Source organism: Janthinobacterium sp. GW823-FHT03B06, from assembly GCF_058796955.1.
The window spans coordinates 308,119-326,427 of sequence record NZ_JBXAJE010000003.1 but is presented as its reverse complement, the minus strand read 5'-3'; the positions used below and the strand labels follow the sequence as shown (position 1 = coordinate 326,427).

The 18,309-nt window shown below is 64.4% G+C and carries 15 protein-coding genes and 1 riboswitch; of the genes, 5 read left to right on the top strand and 10 right to left on the bottom strand.

All coding sequences use genetic code 11. The features are described from left to right. Positions 1-35 precede the first annotated feature (35 nt). Positions 36-611: a TMEM165/GDT1 family protein gene (locus AC1RBA_RS12545; RefSeq protein WP_070223416.1), complete on the bottom strand. Its 576-nt coding sequence runs from the start codon at positions 609-611 to the stop codon at positions 36-38. A 21-nt stretch (positions 612-632) separates the two neighbouring features. Continuing rightward, a riboswitch (yybP-ykoY riboswitch) is annotated at positions 633-802 on the bottom strand. Between the two features lie 145 nt (positions 803-947). Between AC1RBA_RS12545 and AC1RBA_RS12540 the strand changes: the two genes are divergently transcribed. The 4 genes from AC1RBA_RS12540 (at position 948) to AC1RBA_RS12525 (ending at position 7,441) form a co-directional block, all read left to right on the top strand. Beyond that, positions 948-3,341 (top strand): M1 family metallopeptidase, encoded by a 2,394-nt coding sequence (locus tag AC1RBA_RS12540; RefSeq protein ID WP_492418454.1) that lies wholly within the window; start codon positions 948-950, stop codon positions 3,339-3,341. A gap of 118 nt (positions 3,342-3,459) precedes the next feature. Beyond that, a complete protein-coding gene (locus AC1RBA_RS12535) occupies positions 3,460-5,319 on the top strand; it encodes a M1 family metallopeptidase (protein WP_492418452.1) in 1,860 nt (619 codons plus the stop codon). Between the two features lie 22 nt (positions 5,320-5,341). Next, a complete protein-coding gene (locus tag AC1RBA_RS12530) occupies positions 5,342-6,979 on the top strand; it encodes a serine hydrolase (protein ID WP_492418451.1) in 1,638 nt (545 codons plus the stop codon). A 267-nt stretch (positions 6,980-7,246) separates the two neighbouring features. Then, the gene (locus AC1RBA_RS12525; RefSeq protein WP_099409316.1) at positions 7,247-7,441 is read left to right on the top strand and encodes a hypothetical protein; all 195 of its coding nucleotides are present in this window, start codon (positions 7,247-7,249) and stop codon (positions 7,439-7,441) included. Positions 7,442-7,500: 59 nt separating this feature from the next. Here AC1RBA_RS12525 and AC1RBA_RS12520 read toward each other — a convergent pair whose 3' ends face one another. Both AC1RBA_RS12520 and AC1RBA_RS12515 read right to left on the bottom strand, forming a co-directional pair. Next, complete coding sequence (locus AC1RBA_RS12520; protein ID WP_492418449.1) at positions 7,501-8,328, bottom strand: class I SAM-dependent methyltransferase; 828 nt, start codon at positions 8,326-8,328, stop codon at positions 7,501-7,503. An 88-nt stretch (positions 8,329-8,416) separates the two neighbouring features. Further along, on the bottom strand, positions 8,417-9,073 hold the full coding sequence (locus AC1RBA_RS12515; RefSeq protein ID WP_492418447.1) for a pyridoxamine 5'-phosphate oxidase family protein: 657 nt from the start codon (positions 9,071-9,073) through the stop codon (positions 8,417-8,419). A gap of 108 nt (positions 9,074-9,181) precedes the next feature. Between AC1RBA_RS12515 and pdxR the strand changes: the two genes are divergently transcribed. Further along, positions 9,182-10,654 (top strand): MocR-like pyridoxine biosynthesis transcription factor PdxR, encoded by a 1,473-nt coding sequence (gene pdxR / locus AC1RBA_RS12510; protein ID WP_492418445.1) that lies wholly within the window; start codon positions 9,182-9,184, stop codon positions 10,652-10,654. A 15-nt stretch (positions 10,655-10,669) separates the two neighbouring features. On the opposite strand, the gene AC1RBA_RS12505 is transcribed toward pdxR, so the two are convergent. The 7 genes from AC1RBA_RS12505 to AC1RBA_RS12475 form a co-directional block, all read right to left on the bottom strand. Next, positions 10,670-11,449 carry a spermine/spermidine synthase domain-containing protein gene (locus tag AC1RBA_RS12505; protein ID WP_070223429.1) on the bottom strand — a complete coding sequence of 260 codons (780 nt, stop codon included), beginning with the start codon at positions 11,447-11,449 and terminating at the stop codon, positions 10,670-10,672. A 59-nt stretch (positions 11,450-11,508) separates the two neighbouring features. Beyond that, positions 11,509-12,033, bottom strand: coding sequence for an FxDxF family PEP-CTERM protein (locus tag AC1RBA_RS12500; protein WP_070291741.1), 525 nt, complete (start codon positions 12,031-12,033; stop codon positions 11,509-11,511). A gap of 238 nt (positions 12,034-12,271) precedes the next feature. Next, positions 12,272-13,588: a sensor histidine kinase gene (locus tag AC1RBA_RS12495; protein ID WP_492418443.1), complete on the bottom strand. Its 1,317-nt coding sequence runs from the start codon at positions 13,586-13,588 to the stop codon at positions 12,272-12,274. 14 nt (positions 13,589-13,602) lie between these two features. Beyond that, positions 13,603-14,955 (bottom strand): sigma-54-dependent transcriptional regulator, encoded by a 1,353-nt coding sequence (locus tag AC1RBA_RS12490; protein WP_492418441.1) that lies wholly within the window; start codon positions 14,953-14,955, stop codon positions 13,603-13,605. Positions 14,956-14,983: 28 nt separating this feature from the next. Continuing rightward, positions 14,984-16,222: an ABC transporter permease gene (locus AC1RBA_RS12485; RefSeq protein ID WP_121670905.1), complete on the bottom strand. Its 1,239-nt coding sequence runs from the start codon at positions 16,220-16,222 to the stop codon at positions 14,984-14,986. Positions 16,223-16,250: 28 nt separating this feature from the next. Continuing rightward, on the bottom strand, positions 16,251-17,573 hold the full coding sequence (locus AC1RBA_RS12480; RefSeq protein ID WP_492418439.1) for an ABC transporter permease: 1,323 nt from the start codon (positions 17,571-17,573) through the stop codon (positions 16,251-16,253). Positions 17,574-17,582: 9 nt separating this feature from the next. Beyond that, positions 17,583-18,299 carry an ABC transporter ATP-binding protein gene (locus AC1RBA_RS12475; protein WP_070223441.1) on the bottom strand — a complete coding sequence of 239 codons (717 nt, stop codon included), beginning with the start codon at positions 18,297-18,299 and terminating at the stop codon, positions 17,583-17,585. Positions 18,300-18,309: the final 10 nt, after the last annotated feature.

Here is an 18,309-nt window from a genome sequence, read left to right as displayed (position 1 = left end):
TGAATATTGTAAATGGGAAATTATACAGGGTTGTCTCAAAATCCCAGGGCGGCGCCCGCGCCCAGCAGGGTGGCCACGCCCAGCACGGCAAAGACCAGGGCCGCGATACCATGCACGAGGCGCAGCGGGACGCGGTTGGCGATCCTGTCGCCCAGGTAGACGGCCGGCACGTTGGCCAGCATCATGCCGAAGGTGGTGCCCAGCACGACGGAAACGATATCGTGGTAGCGCGCCGCCAGCGCCACCGTCGCCACCTGCGTCTTGTCTCCCATTTCCGCCATGAAGAAGGCGATCAGGGTGGTCAGGAAGACGCCGTATTTGGCCAGCTTGGTCTCGTCTTCATCGAGCTTGTCGGGGATCAGGGTCCAGGCGGCCATGGCCAAAAAGGAGACGCCCAGCACCCAGCGCAGCACGTCCGGGCCCAGCATGCTGGTGATCCAGGCGCCGACGGCGGCGGCGAACGCGTGGTTGGCGACGGTGGCGACGAAAATGGCCAGCACGATGGGCAAAGGCTTGCGGAATTTGGCGGCCAGCAGAAAGGCCAGCAGTTGGGTTTTGTCGCCGATTTCAGCGAGACCGACGATGCCGGTGGAGATGAGGAATGCTTCCATGAGATTGCAAGAGGTACGCGGGCCGGACGAATTAACCAATGATCCACGGGCGACTCCGGCCCATGCGGCCGCCCTGGATCAATGGTCTCGTCAAGTTTTGCAACCACCTGCACCATGGCCTGCGGGCCAATCATGTTGATACAGGTTCCCGCGGCAGGACCGCGGGACGACTACTCCCCAATGTTCGAGGCGCATCATACGCCTATGCCTGTTTCTGCGCCAGTGCCGCCGGCCCCGGGCGCCGTGCTGCGTGTGGAACTTCCACAACAATGATCGATTGCAAACAGACTCGACTTAGAATGCAGTTCTGTCCACGACTCCCAGATGGAATGCGCCATGCCGGTTCTTGTCCGCTTGCTTGCCCTGTGTTTGACCTTGTTTGCTCCCTTGACCGGCCTGTGCGCCGCCGCGCCCTTCGACGACAAGTTCCGCCAGCTGGAAGAACTGCTGCCCACGCCGAACAGCTACCGCACGGCGTCCGGCGCGCCGGGCCACGCCTACTGGCAGCAGCGCGCCGATTACGTGATCCGCGCCACGCTTGATGAAGTGCGCCGCGCCATCACGGCCAGCGAACAGATCACCTATCACAACCGTTCGCCCGACAGCCTCGCGTATCTGTGGCTGCAGCTGGACCAGAATGGCTTGCGCCAGGATGCCGACCAGCGCCGCGTATTGAGCGCGCCGTCGCGCCAGGCCTGGCTGAGCGGTAACGAAGACGAAGCGCTGAAATTCGAGGACTTGCGCGCCATCCATGCGGGGCGCGAATTTGACGGCGGCTTCAAGCTGACCGCCGTGAAAGCGGCCAGCGGCAAGCCGCTGCCGTATGTGGTCAACCAGACCATGCTGCGCATCGATCTGCCGGTGGCGCTGGCGCCCGGCCAGAGCGTCACGTTCAACATCGACTGGTCGTACCGGATCAATGACCAGAAGGTGCTCGTCGAGCGCTCCGGCTACGAGTATTTTGAAGACGACAAGAACACGATTTTCCAGATCGCGCAGTGGTTTCCCCGCATGGCCGCGTATTACGACGCCGTCGGCTGGCAGCACAAGCAATTTCTCGGCTCCGGGGAATTCACGCTCGAGTTTGGCGACTACGAGCTGTACCTGACCGTGCCGGCCGACCATGTGGTGGCCGCCACGGGCGAGCTGCAAAACCCTGGCGCCGTATTGAGCGCGGCGCAGCGCGAGCGCCTGGCGCGGGCGAAAAACAGCGCTACGCCGCTGCTGGTGATCACGCCCGCCGAGGCGCTGGCGGCGGAAAAGGGCAAGCCGGCGGGCATGAAAACCTGGCACTTCAAGGCGGCCAACGTGCGCGACGTGGCGTGGGCCTCGAGCCGCAAGTTCATCTGGGATGCGCAGGGGCTCGACAGCGGCGGCAAGCGCGTGATGGCCATGTCCTACTATCCGAACGAGGGCAATCCGCTGTGGCAGCAGTACAGCACGCGCGCCGTCGTGCATGCGATCGAGCAGTACAACAAATACAGTTTCGACTATCCGTATCCGAACGCGATTTCCGTCAATGGCGCCGTGGGCGGCATGGAGTATCCGATGATTGCGTTCAATGGCGGGCGCCCCGTGAAGGACAAGAAGACGGGGGAACTCACGTATTCGAAGACGGCCAAATATGACCTGATCGGCGTGATCATCCATGAAGTGGGGCACAATTATTTCCCCATGATCGTCAATTCGGACGAGCGCCAGTGGACGTGGATGGACGAGGGCCTCAACTCCTTCCTGCAGTACCTGGCCGAGCAGGCGTGGGAAGAGCATTTCCCCTCCTGGAATGGCGAGCCGCGCAAGATCGTCGACTACATGCGCAGCCAGAACCAGGTGCCCATCATGACCAATTCCGAGTCCTTGCTGCAGTTCACGGCGAACGCCTACGACAAGCCGGCCACGGCGCTCAACATCCTGCGCGAAACCATCCTCGGGCGCGAGCTGTTCGACTTCGCCTTCAAGCAGTACGCCTTGCGCTGGAAGTTCAAGCGCCCGACGCCGGCCGACTTTTTCCGCACCATGGAAGACGCTTCCGGCACGGACCTGGACTGGTTCTGGCGCGGCTGGTTCTATACCACCGATGCGGTCGACATCAGCATCGACGGCATCAGCGAATACGGCGTGAGCTCGAAGAATCCGGAAGTCGAGAAAGCGTGGAAGAAGGCGCAGAAGGACGCGCAGCCCATCTCGATCTCGGACCAGCGCAACAAGGCGCTGCCGAAGAAGGTGGATGCCGATCCCGCGTTGAAGGATTTCTATAACCGGCACGATGAATTCACGGTCACCAACAAGGACCGCAACAGCTATGCGGAAGAGCAGGAAACGCTGGAGCCGTGGGAGAAAAAGCTGCTGGAACAGCGCAACATGGGCAAGCATCTGTACCTGGTCGACTTTTCGAATCTCGGCGGCCTGGTGATGCCGCTGATCCTGGAAATCGAACTGAAAAGCGGCAAGAAAATCATCGAGCGGGTACCGGCCGAAGTGTGGCGCTACGCGCCGCACAAGATCAGCAAGGTGATCATCACGGACGAGCCGATGGTGGGCCTGGTGCAGGACCCGTACTGGGAGACGGCCGACATCGACACGAGCAACAATAGCTGGCCGCGAAAAATCACGCCGTCGCGCCTGGAGCTGTTCAAGCAGGACCGCGACAAGCATAACCTGATGAAGGATTTGAATACACCGCTAAAGGCGCCCGAGGCCAAGCCGCAAGCCAGGGCAGAAGCAAAATAGGAAAACAGCGCCGGCCGGTCCGGCGCTTTTTTCTGCCGGCCCGCGCCGGAAGTGCTATTCTGCGCGACGCCCCGGCGCACACGGACCGGGGCTTTCGCAAATCATTCAAAAGACGACCATGCAAACTTTGACCTTCCTGCGCGCGCTGGGCTGTGCGCTATTTTGCCAGCTAACGCTGGCTGCGCACGCCGATCCCCTCAGCTATGCGCGCTACGACCAGGTGCGCACGCGCGACCTGCAGCTGGACCTGAAAGCCGACTTCAAGCAAAAGACGCTCTCCGGCTATGCCGAGCTGTCCTTGAACTGGATCGATCCGGCGGCGCGCACCCTGGTGCTCGATACGCGCGATCTGTCGATCGCCAAGGTGCAGGTACAGGACAAGCGCGGCGCCTGGCAGATGGCGCCGTACCAGCTGGACAAGGCCGACCCGGAAAAGGGCCAGGCGCTGCGCATCACGACCAGGGGCCAGCCGGGCAAGGTGCGCGTCTACTATCACACGGCGCCGAACGCCATCGCGCTGCAGTGGCTCACGCCGCAGCAGACGATGTCGGGCAAGCTGCCGTTCATGTTCAGCCAGTCGCAAAGCATCAACGCCCGCTCGTGGGTGCCGTCGCAGGATACGCCGGCCGTGCGCTTTACGTATAGCGCGCGCATCGAGGCACCAAGCGGCATGCGCGTCGTGATGAGCGCCGAGAACGACGAAAAGGCGACCGGCAAGGGCGGCTGGAAATTCAGGATGCCGCAGCCGATTCCCTCGTACCTGCTGGCCATCGCCATCGGCGAACTGGAAGTGCGTAAACTCGGTCCCCGTTCCGCCGTGTATGCGGAACCGCCGCGCATCAAGGCGGCCGAGTACGAGCTGGCCGATACGGAAAAGATGATCCAGGCAGCCGAGGCGCTGTACGGCCCGTATGGCTGGGGGCGCTACGACATGATCGTGCTGCCGCCGTCGTTTCCCTACGGCGGCATGGAAAACCCGCGCCTGACCTTCCTCACGCCGACCATGATTGCGGGCGACCGCAGCCTGGTCGACCTGATCGCGCATGAACTGGCCCACTCGTGGTCGGGCAACCTGGTCACCAACGCCTCGTGGAAGCACATGTGGCTCAACGAAGGCTTCACCACCTACGTCACGACGCGCATCGTCGAGCAGCTGTATGGCAGCGACGTGGCGCAGATGGGCGTGCAGGTCGACCAGGAAGAACTGGCCGCGTCGATCAAGGAGTTGCCGGCGGCGAAAACGGCGCTGATCACGCGCGACGCCGATGCCAACCCGGCGGAAACGTACACGGACGACGGCATCATCTACCCGAAAGGCGCCTGGTTCCTGGCCACCATGGAGCGCCGCGCCGGCCGCGCCGTGTTCGACCCCTTCCTGCGCGGCTGGTTCGACCAGCATGCGTTCCAGAGCGTGACGACGGAGCAGTTCATCGCCTACTTGCGCAAGAACCTGCTGGCACAGCATCCGGACGTGATGCCGCAAGCGGAACTCGAGGAATGGCTGTATGGCACGGGCGTGCCGGCCAGCGCGCAGCGCGTCGTCTCGCCGCGCCTGGCGCTGCTCGACCAGCACCGCGACGCCTGGCTCAAGGGTGAGCTGTCCACCAGGGATCTGGGCATGGACAAGTGGATCGCCATCGAATCGATGCACTTCCTGAACGACAACAACAACAAGGCCAGCGCGGCGCAATTGCGAGAGCTGGACCAGGTCTACGGCGTGGGCAAGAGCGGCAACAATGAAGTGGCCTACCGCTTCTACCTGGCCTCCGTGAACGCCGGCTACGACGTGCGCCAGCCCTTGCAGGCATTCCTGCTGAGCGTGGGCCGCCAGAAGTTCGTCGTGCCCCTGTACAGCGCCTTGATGAAGACGCCGCAAGGCCATGCCTGGGCCAAGGACGTGTATGCGCAGGCGCGCGAACGCTACCACCCGGTGACGCAGGAAAGCGTCGATAAATTGATGGCCGCGCAAGCGCATTGAATCTTCTTTGGATAACCTGACCATGCATACCATGAACCGCCTCGCCGCCGCCATCGTGCTGGCGTTTTCCGGCATCGCCGTGCCGGCGCTGGCATTTGACGCCGCCCCCGTCGTTGCCGCTGCGCCCGCGCCCGCGCCGGCCTTTGATCTTGAGCGCGACGTCGCCACCGCCCTGAAAGTGTTCGACGTGCCCGGCATGGCGATCGCCATCGTCAAGGATGGCAAAGTCGTCACCGCCAGGGGTTTTGGCGTGCGCAAGCTGGGCGAACCGGCCGCCGTCGATGCGCAGACCGTGTTCGAGGTGGCATCGAACTCGAAGGGTTTTACGGCAGCCGCGCTGGCCATGCTGGTCGACGAGGGCAAGCTGGCCTGGGACGATCCCGTCACCAAGCATCTGCCCGGCTTCCAGATGCACGATTCCTACGTCACGGGCGCCATGACCATCCGCGATTTGCTGACGCACCGCAGCGGCCTGGGGCTGGGTGCCGGCGACTTGCTGTGGTGGCCCACCACCACGTTCAGCACCGACGAGATCATCGAGAAGCTGCGCTACATCCGTCCGGCCACGAGTTTTCGCAACAGCTATGCCTACGATAACCTGCTGTACATCGTGGCCGGCAAGATCATCGCCGACAAGGCGGGAAAAAGCTGGGGCGAGGCCATGCATGAGCGCATCCTGGCGCCGCTGGGCATGACGGGCACCACCACCAGCCTGGCCGAGAATGCGGGCAATCCCGATGTCGCCAGTGCGCACAGCAAGATCGACGGCAAGATCGCCGCCGTCAAGTCGATGCCCGTGCCGAACGCCGTGGGCGCCGTCGGCATCAACACGAATGCGGAAGATATCGCCAAGTGGATGATGGTGCTGCTCGACGGCGGCAAGATCGCCGGCGTGCAGGGCAAGGACGGCAAGGAAGCGCGCCTGTTCAGTGAAAAGCAGGGCCGCGAAATGTGGACGGCGCAAACGCCGATCAAGATCCCCGAGCCGAAACCGGCATTGGCCGCGACGAAACCGAACTTCAGCGCGTATGGCCTGGGCTTCCAGCTGCGCGACTACAAGGGCATGAAGGTCGCCATGCACGGCGGCGCGCTGCAGGGATTCTATTCGCGCGTGGTGATGGTGCCGGAAGCGAAATTGGGCGTGGCCATCCTCACCAATGCGGAAAATGGCGGTTCGATGACGGCGCTGCAATGGCGCATCCTCGACCATTACCTGCAGGCGGCGCCGTCGGACTGGCTGGCGCTGGTGGCCAAGGTGGAGCAGGACCAGCATGCGGAAGAAGTGAAAAAGCAGGGCAAGGCGTCGAGCGCGCGCGCGGCGAAATCGCAGCCATCGCTGCCGCTGGCGGCGTATGACGGCGAGTATGAAGACGCCTGGTACGGCAAGGTCGTGATCAAGCCGGAAGGGAAAAAACATATCCTCAGTTTTACGCGCACGCCGGACCTGACTGGCGAGCTGGAACACTGGCAGCACGACACCTTCATCGTGCGCTGGAAAGAGCGCAATTTCAACGCCGACGCCTACGTGACGTTTTCGCTCAATCCCGACGGCAGCATCGACCGGGTGAAGATGGCGCCCGTGTCGGCCGAGACGGATTTCAGCTACGACTTCCAGGACCTGAGCCTGGTGCCGGTGAAGCCGAAGGAAGCGAAGAAATAAAGGGTCGATACCAAAACCGCAGCCTGTGCCGCGGTTTTTTTTCGCCCGTTGCCATGCAAATGCGCGGCGCAAGGGCGGCGGGCCGGTTTTTATTCCATGAAATGGGGCGAAAAATAAACGTTATCTTGATTTGTGGTTTGCGTATTTACCAACTTTTCAAGGTGCTACTATTTCCATGCGCCCTATGCTTGGAGACCGATGCGTGCGGGCGGCTGGCGCTTGTGCCATGTTTTTTATAACGACTCAACTCTTGGGAATGGGATAAAAATGATCAATGTGAAAAAAGCCGTATTTGTCTTTTGCGCCGCCGTCGGTTTTGCCGGCGCCGTCAGTTCTTCGGCGTATGCCCTGCCGTCGCGCGAAACCTGCGAGGAAGCCTACACCGCGTGCGTGGTGGACGGCGATGCCGGCTCCTGCACCCTGGTCAAGCGCCTGTGCGGCGTGTACGGCATCCACCTGTAGGCGGCAGGTAAATCCGCGCTCGGGCGGCGCGCCGGATTGGCACGCCGCCGTTGGATTGACTATGGCTTGACGAACTTCAAGGTCATGCGGTCGCTCTCGCCGATGGCCGTGTACCTGGCCCGGTCCGCATCCTTGTTGGCGTAGGTGGGCGGCAGCGCCCAGACGCCGCCCTGGTGGTCCGCCGTGTCTTTCGGATTGGCGTTGATGTCCGACTTGGCCGCCAGCTTGAAGCCCGCGCTCTCGGCCAGCTTGATCACATACGCTTCGTGCATGTAGCCGCTGCTGGCCGTGGCGTCCTGCGCCTTGTTCGCGGGCAGGCGATGCTCGACGACGCCGAAGACGCCGCCCGGTTTCAGGCTGTCATACACTTCCTTGAACAGGGTCTGCATGCCCGCTTCGCCGATCGGTATCCAGTTGTGGATATTGCGGAAGGTGAGCACCATGTCGGCCGTGCCCTTGGGCGCGATGCGGTAGGTGGTGGGCGGTGCGAAGGCGCCGATTTCCACCTTGCCGAAGGCGGCCGGATTGGCGTCGAGTTTTTGCTGGAAGCGCGCCGCGCCGCGGCGGGCGCCTTCGCTGGCCGATTGCGGGTCGTTGCCGGCGGCGATCAGCTTGCCATTGTCGCGCAGGTAGGGCGCCAGGATCTCCGTGTACCAGCCGCCGCCGGGCGCCAGTTCCACCACCGTCATGGTCGGCTTGATGCCGAAGAACGTCAGCGTTTCATACGGGTGGCGGGCGCTGTCGCGCAGCGCATTGGCCGGCGTGCGCGCACTGCCGGCGATGGCCGCCTTCAGGGCCGCGTCGCCCGTGTCGGCGGCCAGCGCCGCGCCGCTGCCGCCACAGGCCAGCATGACCGTCAGGGCCGCGGCCAGGGATACTCGCTTCATCATCATATGCTCCATGCGTGATTGGATCGGTTGGTGAATTGGTGGCGATCGCCATCAACGCCGATCATCGGTCAAGCACGCTGGCCGGTCAAGCGGATTCCGTACCCCATGCGGCGGCATACGCGGGCATGTCGCTGGTGTTGAGCGCATCGGCAATGGCCGCGCCACGGCCGTGCATAAACGGCAGTTCGCCTGTCCAGACGGCATGCGCCATGTCGTCCGCGTCGTCGAGCGGGCCGCCCTGGCGCTGCTTGACGGCATATTCGTCGAGCGCGATGCGCAGCACGGTGGTGGCCGCGTATTCCTTGGCGCTGCCGCCGCGCACGTGCGCCAGGCGTCCCGGCACCAGCTTTTCCATCAGCGCATCCATCGCCGCATGCTGCCGGCCGATATCGCTTACTTTTTCAAACTGCCCGTACACCATCGCCGAACGGTAGTTCATCGTGTGGTTGAAGGCGGAGCGCGCCAGCACCAGGCCGTCGAGATGGGTGATGGTCACGCAGACGTCGCTCTCTTGCAGGCGCTTGAGCATGCGGCTGCCGTTCGAGCCATGGATGTACAGGTGACCCTCGATGCGCCAGCAGGCGGTCGGGATGCAATGGCTGCCCTTGTCGTCTTGGAAGGCGATATGGCACAGGTAGGCGGCATCGACGATGGCGTACAGGGCGGCTTGCTCGTAGCTGGCAAGTTCGGCGACGCGGCGCACGCGGGTACGGGGGCTGGGAGGCAGGGCGGTAGCGGTCATGGCGGGAATCCGGTTGGTTGAAGAAGCAGGCCGCACTATAATCGGCATCTGGCCCTGAAAAAAGATCCAGAGCCGATAAATAATATAGAGCCACGATGAAAGGGGCGCATGGATTTCGCTTTGCTGCTGGGCGCGTTCGAGCGCACGCACCGCGAGCAGGGCTGGCCGCGCCAGCGCCTGCTGCATGAATGCCTGCGCGCCGCCATCCGCAGCGGCCAGCTGGCGCCGGGCACGCGCCTGGCCGCCACGCGCGTGCTGGCGGCCGAACTGGGCGTGGCGCGCAATACCGTGCTGTATGCCTACGAGCAGCTGGCCAGCGAAGGGTTTGTCTTGCCGGACCGGCGCGGTACCGTCGTCGCCGGCGGCACCGGCATGCCGGTGACGTCGCCAGTGAGCGGCGGCCAGGATGGCTTGTCGCGCCGCGCCCGGCATTTGCGCGGCGTGTCAGGACAGGATGCCAGCGCGGCGCTGGTGTTTCCCGCCGACGCCATGGGCGCGTTCGCGCCTGGGGTACCGGCGCTCGACGAATTTCCGCTGGCGCAGTGGCGGCGCATGCTGGACCGCGCGTGGCGCGCGCTGACGCCGCGCCAACTCAATTATGGCGACCCCGCCGGCGAGCCGCAGCTGCGCATGGCCATCGCCGACCATTTGCGCGCCGCGCGCGGCGTCGTCTGCGCTGCGGGCCAGGTGTTCATCACGGATGGCACGCAGAGCAGCCTCGATGTCTGCCTGCGCGCCTTTGCCGACCAGGGCGATAACTTGTGGATCGAGCATCCCGGCTATGGCGGCGCGCTGGCGGCGGGCCGTGGCGCCGGCTTGCAGGTGAGGGGCATCGCCGTCGACATCGATGGCATCGCGCCGACGGATGCGGACTGGCGCGATACGCCGCCGCGCCTGATCTACACGACGCCATCGCACCAGTATCCGACGGGCAGCGTGCTCAGTCCCGCGCGCCGCATGGCGCTGCTCGAACGCGCGCGCGCGGCCGGAGCGCTGATCATCGAAGACGATTACGACAGCGAGTTTCGCCATGGCGGACCGCCCCTGGCGGCCATGCAGGGACTGGTGACCGACGCGCCCGTCGTGTATCTGGGCACCTTCAGCAAGACCATGTTTCCCGCCTTGCGCATCGCCTTTATCGTCGTGCCGGCAGCGCTGGCCGGCGCTTTCGCGCAGATGCAGGCGCAGGGCGCCGCGCGCGGCCGCGTGGCCGAACAGCTGGCGCTGGCCGAATTCCTGCGCAGCGGCCTGTTTGCGCGCCACGTGCGCCGCATGCGCAGGCTGTACCGCCAGCGCCGCGACGCCTTGAGCGAGGCCTTGCAGCGCCATGCGTGTGCGGGCGCAGCCATCCATGGCGGCACGGCCGGCATGCACCTGGCGCTGCGTTTTCACGATAGCGCATGGGATGACCTGGCGCTGAGCCGCCGCGCCGCGCAGGACAGCATCGTGGCGCTGGCGCTGTCCGCGCATGGCACCGGCGAGGGACCAGGCTGGAACGGTTTCCTGCTCGGTTATGCGCAGGTGCCGGCCGAGAACATGGATGGCCTGGCGCGCCGCTTGGGCGCGCTGCTGCCGGCGTGATGCGGCGCTACCGCCTTACTGCTGATCCTGCATCCACTGCTTCAAGCCGTTGACCCAGTTCTTGGCGGGCAGGTTGAACTGTTTCTTGATGGTGGCGGCGCGTTCATATAGCTCGCTGAAGTCGAGCGATGGCGATTTTTTGAAGGCCAACACGACGATGTTTTCATCTTCCATTTCCGGCACCCAGACGACGGCGTCGAAGACCAGTTCCATCGCCTGCAAGTTCTTGTCGTAGTTGGGGAAGTCGCCGAAGACATTCGTGCACATGATGCCGTCGTCCGTCAGGCAGTCAAAGCAGGCCTGGTAGAACTCGGGCGTGTCGAGCACGGGGCCGCGAGCGTCTTCGTCGTACAGGTCCACTTGCAACGCGTCGACCGTGCCGTGGTTGGCCGGGTCGAGCACGAAGTCGAGCGCATTCATTTCGCGCACGTCGAGGCGAGCATCGTTCGGCGGCAGCGCGAACTGGGCGCCGCAGATGGCGATCACGTTCGGATTGAGTTCGATGGCCGTGACCGTGGCGTCGGGAAAGCGGCGGTAGCTGAACTTGGTCAGCGCGGCGCTGCCCAGACCCAGCTGCACGATGCGTTTGGGCTGCGTCTTGAACAGCATCCACATCATCATCATCTGCACGTACTCGAGCTCGATGGCGTCCGGTTTGTCCAGGCGCATGGCGCCCTGCACCCACTTGGTGCCCAGGTGCAGGTAGCGGATGCCGCGGTGTTCGGTGGTGGTGGCGGGCGGGTGGCCCGGGTGGCTGAAAGCGGTGTTGCTGGTGGAGATAAAGTCGGTCGTCATGGCGCCAGTTTAGCAGCCGCCAAAGAAAAAGACGCCGTGGCGTCTTTTGGTTAGAGCGCTCAAGATTGCTTGCGGCGTCGCGCCAGGAAGCCGAGTATGCCCAGGCCGGCCAGCAGCATGCCATAGGTTTCCGGTTCGGGAACGGGCGCCAGGTTCAGGTTGAAGACGCCGCCATAGCTGCCGCCCTTGGTATTGCCGATGACGGTGAGGACCAGCGGGCCGTTGAACAGGAGGCTTGTAGGCGCCAGGACTTCGCCCTGGGCATAGCCAAAGGGGGTGGGGCTGCCAAACCCCGTCAGGCCGATGCCATTCAGGTTGGCGCTGGTGAAGCTGATGGAAGAGCTGTCCGAACCCGTGACGGACAGGTTGGCCAGGAAGGCTTGCGCGGTTGAACCGAAGGTCGCGTTGGGCGTGAACGTGAACGTATCGGTGAAGTCGCCGAGCGGGCTGGGAACGGCGCTGAAGCCGCTGGTCCACAGATTGCCCGTGGTATTGACGAGGTTGACTGTGTAGGCGGTGGCGCTGGCGCTGCCAATGGAAGCAGCGCTCAGGACTGCCGCTGCGATGAGTGATTTTAATTTCATATTGATCCCCGCGAAAAAACGATTAATGTTTCAAAAAAACCGTACCGCGTTGATAAATTATCGCCGAGACTAGTCATTGTCAATTAGTTATTTTGATATCATTATGCAAACTCAAATAGCTTATTTCTAACACACGGGCATGGCGCCCGTGTGGTTGCAATATTTGACATGATAATTATCAATATTGCACTGAAAAATAATTGCGGGTGATGTGATTTAAAGATCGTTACACAAGGAACTAATTTCTGTCGAGTAAGGGAAGAATCAAGGTCACCGCCAGGCCGCCGTCCTCGCGGTTGGCCAGGGTGATGCGCCCGCCATGGGCTTCGGCGATTTCGCGCGCCAGGGCCAGGCCCAGTCCCGTGCCGCTGCGCTTGGTGGAATAAAACGGCACCAGCGCGTTTTCCAGCACGGCGCCGCTCATGCCCGGCCCGCGGTCGCTCACTTCGATGCGCAGCTGCCCTTGCGCCTGGCTGACGTGCAGGCCGATATGCTGGAGCTTGGAGCCGGACTCCAGCGCATTCTTGAGCAGGTTCAGCAGCGCCTGCTGCATTTGCGCCGCATCGAACACGGCAGCCTGCGCGGGAGGCGGACCGTCCAGCGTGAAGGCCGCTTGCGAGGCCAGGCTGTCGAGAAAGGGTTGCCATTCGCATGGCGCCAGGCGCGGCGCGGGCAGCTTGGCAAAACGCGCATAGCCGAGGATGAAGGTTTCCAGGTGGCGCGTGCGCTCTTCGATGGTGGCGAGGATTTGCGGCAGGCGTTCCGTCTGGCCGCGGCGCACCAGCTCGGCGCCGGAATGGGCCAGCGAGGCCAGCGGCGCCAGCGAGTTGTTGAGCTCATGGCTGATGACGCGGATGACCTTTTTCCAGGTTTGCACTTCCTGGCGCCGCAGCTCCAGCGTCAGCTGGCGCAGCAGCAGCAGTTCGTGCTTGCGCCCGTTCAGGCTGAAACTGCGCCGCGCCAGGTGGTACACCTCTTCCTGTTCCCCTTCGCCGCTGGTAAACAAGCCGTCGTTGCGGCGCGCCAGCGCTTCGGCCAGGGCCGGCGCCGCCTGCCGCACGATGTCAGCCAGATGATGCCCTTCGAGCCGGCGTCCGTGGTGCAGCAGCTGGCGCGCGGCCAGGTTGGCGTAGACGATGGCGCTATCCTCGGCCACCAGCAGCATGGCCACCGGCGTGTTTTGCACCATGGTGTCGAGCAGCAGTTCGCGCTGCACCAGGTCCAGGCGCTGCTTGCGCAGCACGTCGCCCAGCGCATTGTGGGCCGCCACCAGGTCGGCCAGTTCATCGTTCTGCGGCCAGCGCAGGCTGAAGCCGAAGTCGCCGTCCTGGTAGCTGGCGACCGTGCCGCTCAAGGCGCGAAACAGCGACAGCATCGCCTGCAGCTGCGCGCGGATGGTAATGACGGCGACCGGCAGCACGCACAGCAGGGTCCCGGCCAGCACCAGCAGCGGCTGGCCTGGCAAAAAATGCGCGAGCAGCAGGGCGATGACGATGCCCAGTACCAGCAAGGTGACGATCAGCGCCGTCCAGCGCGTGAGCAGGGAAAGACGCATGGGGCGGTCTGCCATCAGCCGCGCGCGATGCCCAGGCGCTCCATGCGCCGGTACAGGGCCTGGCGCGACAGTCCCAGTTCCTGCGCCGCCTGCGCCACCACGCCGTGCGCGCGCGCGAGCGCCGCGGTGACGCTGTCGCGGTCCGGTTCCACCGCGGCGGCATCCTGCGGCGCGCGCGGCGATGCCGCACCGGCCAGCGGCAAGCCCGTTTCCAGCGCGCCGATCACCGGGCCGGCCGTCAGCAGGCTGGCGCGCTGCATGACGTTTTTCAGTTCGCGCACATTGCCCGGCCAGCCGTGGGCCAGCAAGCTAGCCTGCGCCTGCGCGTCCAGCGTTTTTTCGCTGCCCAGGAAATGCCGCGCCAGCACGAGGATGTCCAGCGGACGCTGGGCCAGCGGCGGCAGCCGCAGTTCGATCACGTTCAGGCGGTAGAACAGGTCTTCGCGAAACGTGCCGGCCTTGATCATCGCGGGCAGGTCGGCATTGCTGGCGCTGATGACACGCACTTTCACTTGCCGCTCGCGGTTCGAGCCGAGGCGTTCGAAGCGCCCCGTTTCGAGCACGCGCAGCAGTTTCATTTGTCCGGCCAGCGGCAGGTTGCCGATCTCGTCGAGGAACAAGGTGCCGCCGTCGGCCGCGTCGAACTTGCCGTCGCGCGCCCGTGTGATGCCGGTATAGGCGCCGGCCTCGGCGCCGAACAGTTCCGCCTCGATCAGCTCCACGGGAACGGCGCCGCAATTGAGCACGACGAAGGGGCCGCCGGCGACCTGGGAATTGGCTTGCACGATGGCGGCGATGCGTTCCTTGCCGCTGCCGTTCGGCCCCGAAATGAGCACGGGCACGTCGGCGCGCGCCACCTGGCACGCCAGGTGCACGACTCTTTCAGTGGCCGGGTCTTGCCATACCATGCCGCGCAAGTCGAAGTCGTGTTCCAGAGCGTGGCGCTGGCGCTGCTCGGTCAGCACGCGCTGGCGCAGCGCGCGGTTGGCCTGTCCCAGTTCCAGCAGGTTCTGCACGCTGGCGATCAGGCGCCGGTCATCCCAGGGCTTGGCCAGGTAGTCGGCCGCGCCGGACTTGATCAGGTCGACGGCCGCGTCGAGCTGGGTCCATGCCGTCAGCAGGATCACGGGCAGGTCGGGGTAGCGCGCGCGGATGGCGTGGAACAGCGCGCTGCCTTCCTCGCCCGACGTGGTGTCGGCCGTGAAGTTCATGTCCTGCACCACCAGGTCGATGGCGTGGCGCTCGAGCAGGCGCAAGCCTTCCTCGGGCGAGGCGGCGCGCACGGCGTCGATCTCGTGCAGGGAAAACAGCACGTCGAGCGCGATGGCCACGGCGGCATTGTCGTCAATAATCAGTACGGTAGGCATGCGCGCAGCATATCACTCAGGTGCCGGCTCAGGTACTGCGGGTGGCAGTGGCCGGCGAAATGCTGGCCGCGCGCCATGCCGGGCCGTACACGGCGCCCAGGCCCAGCAGCCAGAACACGAGCGCGCCGGCCAGCAGGTAGCCGGGCGGCAGGCGCGCCATTTCCAGCTGGCTTACCAGCAGCTGGTTCAAGCCCAGGGCCAGCAGCACGCCGCACGCCACGCCGGCGCTGGTGATCATGAAATTCTCCGTCAGGAAGTAGCGCAGGATGTCGACGCGGCGGGCGCCCAATGCGCGCCGCACGCCGATCTGCTTTCTGCGCTGCGTCACCCACAGGCTGGCGATGCCGACGATGCCGCTGGCCGTCACCAGCAGCAGCAGGGTCGACACGGCGATCAGCATCCAGGACAGGCCCTGGTCGGCCCGGTAGCGTGACGTGCGGTGCTTTTCCAAGGTATCTGTGCGTACCAGCAGGCGCTCGCTGGTGGCGCTGCGGATGGCTTGCTCGGCCTCCTTCATCAGGCGGTCGCGCTGGCCCGGTTCGGCCCGCACGGCGTACAGCAGCGAGTCGCGCGAACCCGTCAGGCGCGCCGGCAGGATCAGCGAATGCTCGCCATGCGCGCTGACCTGGCCGACCTGTGTCTGCAACCGCTCCACCACGCCGATCACGCGCATTTCGTCGTCATCGTCGCCGGTGCCGTTGAACAGGGTCTTGCCGACAAAGCTGCTTTCGCCAGGCCAGATCTTTTGCGCTGCGGCGAGCGTCACGATGACCACCTTGGGAAAGGTCTCATCGACCTTTTCATCGATTTCCAGCACCTCGTCGGGATGGAAATCACGGCCTTCCACCAGCTTGAGGCCGTATGTCTTGACCAGCGAGTCAGGCGTGAAATACATCGACGTGGTGGCGCTGGCCGTGGGCTGTCCACGCTTGATGGAGACATTGGTGCTGCTGCCGGAACGCGACAGCACGGCCTGCGAGGTCTGCGCCACGGAGAGCACGCCGGGCAGGCTGCGCAGCAAGGCGGCCTGGCGTTTCTGGTCGGCCAGCTGGCGCTGGTGGCTGCCTTTGTCCATGCTTTGGATGTTGACATAAAAGATGTCGTTTTCAGCGGCCACGCCGGTGGGGCGGGCGGCGATCGCCTGGCGCAGGTTAACGATATGCAGGGCGTTGGCCAGGATGGCCAGGCTGATGGCGACCTGCACGGCGACGAGTACGGCACCGGTTTTGCTGCGCATCAGTGCCGACAGGATGGGGCGGATTTCCATGTTGAACCTCATTGCGGTACGGTGAATGTCATTGGGATTTGAGCTGTATCGCCGGCGTCACCTGGCAAGCGCGCCAGGTGGGCAGCAACCCCGCCAGCAGGGCGGCCAGCACGGAGACGGCAAACGTCAGCAGCAGCATCGGGATATCCATGTGCGCCACGGTGCTCAGTTCCTTCGATTGCGAACGTACGACGGCCAGCGCTGCATACGCCAACAGCAGGCCCAGCACGCCGCCGGCCAGGCCGATGACGCCCGTCTCGATCAGGAACTGGCGAAAGATGTCGCGCCGCGTGGCGCCCAGCGCACGGCGGATCCCCACTTCACTGGCGCGTACGGAAAACTTCGCCAGCAGCAGGCCGATGGTATTGACCAGGCATAGCAGCAGGAAGCCGAAGGCCAGCCAGGCCGCCAGCTTGTTGTCGTTGTCGACCACGTTCAGGAACACCATCCATTCCTTGACGTTGTACAGCGCGTTGGGCGCGTGGCGCGGCATGCGGCCCAGCTTGCGCTGCTCGGCAGCATAGCTGTCGAGATATGCCTGCAGCTCGCCACGCTGGCCCGCGTTTTCCATCTCGAACCAGAACTGCAGCCAGGTACAGTCCGACGCCAGGGTGCCCTGGAAGCCGGGGCCGCGTTCGACGCCGCTGCAGGCCATGCCGCCGTCATGCCGCGTTTCATGGCGGATGGCGCTGGCAAACGGAATGAAGAATTCATCTTCCGTGCCAAAGGCGCCCTTGCTGCCGATGATGCGGTGTATGCGCGGCACGGGATCCCAGTGATCGAGCACGCCGCTGACCAGATAGGACTGTCCCAGTACCGTCACGCGCCGGCCCACGGGATTGACCGTACCCAGCAGTCTTTCCGCCAGCGAACGGCTCAGCACGATGACGTCGGCGCCGCTGGCGTCATCGGCTTCGCTCCATGGCTGGCCATACAGGAAGGGGACTTCGAACATGGCGAAGAAATCGCGCGTGGGCGCCAGGCCCTGGGCCTGGAAGGCGCCGATATCCGTGCGTGCCGGCTCGACCGGGCCGGCCACGCCGTACATGACGGTGCGGCGCACGCCCATGTTGCTGGCCATGAAATTCTTCGCGTCGGTGTAAGCCAGCTGCGACTGGCCGAAGCTGGGCTTGGCGCCCGGCACATAACTTTTCAAGGGGACGACGTCGATCATCGGCACGAACAGGCGGTCGCTCTTGTGCGGCAGCGGGTCGCCCGACATGGCATGCAGGATGGTGACGGTCGACACGCTGGCGGCCACGCCGACGGCCAGGGTCAGCACCATCAGCGCGGTCAGGGCGCGGTTGCGGCGCAGGCTGCGCAGGCCCAGCGTGAAATAGTAGCGGAACATGGTCTCTCCTTACGCGGTCGCGGCGTGCTGCGGCCTGGCCGACAGCGAGGCGCCGTGCTGCACCAGGTCCGACACCTGGCCGTCGATGATGTGCACATTGCGCTGGCTGCGCAGCGCCAGTTCCGGATCGTGCGTGACCATCAGGATGGTGGTGCCTTGCGCGTTGATGTCTTCCAGCAGTTCCATCACGCCGCGCGCCATCTGCGTGTCCAGGTTGCCCGTCGGTTCATCGGCCAGCAGCAGCTTGGGCGACCCGGCCAGCGCGCGCGCGATTGCCACGCGCTGCTGCTGGCCGCCCGACAATTCGGCTGGATAGTGTTTCATGCGCGACGCCAGGCCCACCTTGGCCAGCGCGTCCTCGATGCGCTCCTTGCGCTCGGCGCGGTTGAAGCCCCGATAGCGCAGCGGCACGTCGACATTGTCGAACAGCGACAGGTCGGGAATCAGATTAAAACCCTGGAAGATAAAGCCCAGCTTTTCATTGCGCAGGCGCGAACGGGCATTGTCGTCCATGCCCCTGACGTTGACGCCGTCAAGGATGTATTCGCCGTCGGTGAATTCCTCGAGCAGGCCGGCGATGTTCAGAAAGCTCGTCTTGCCCGAGCCGGACGGCCCCGTGACGGTGACGAATTCACCTTGTTGCACATGGATGTCGAAGCCGCGCAGGGCGTGGGTTTCGATCATGTGGGTGCGGTAGACTTTGCTCAGGTTGTGCATGCGCAGCATGGCGGGGCCT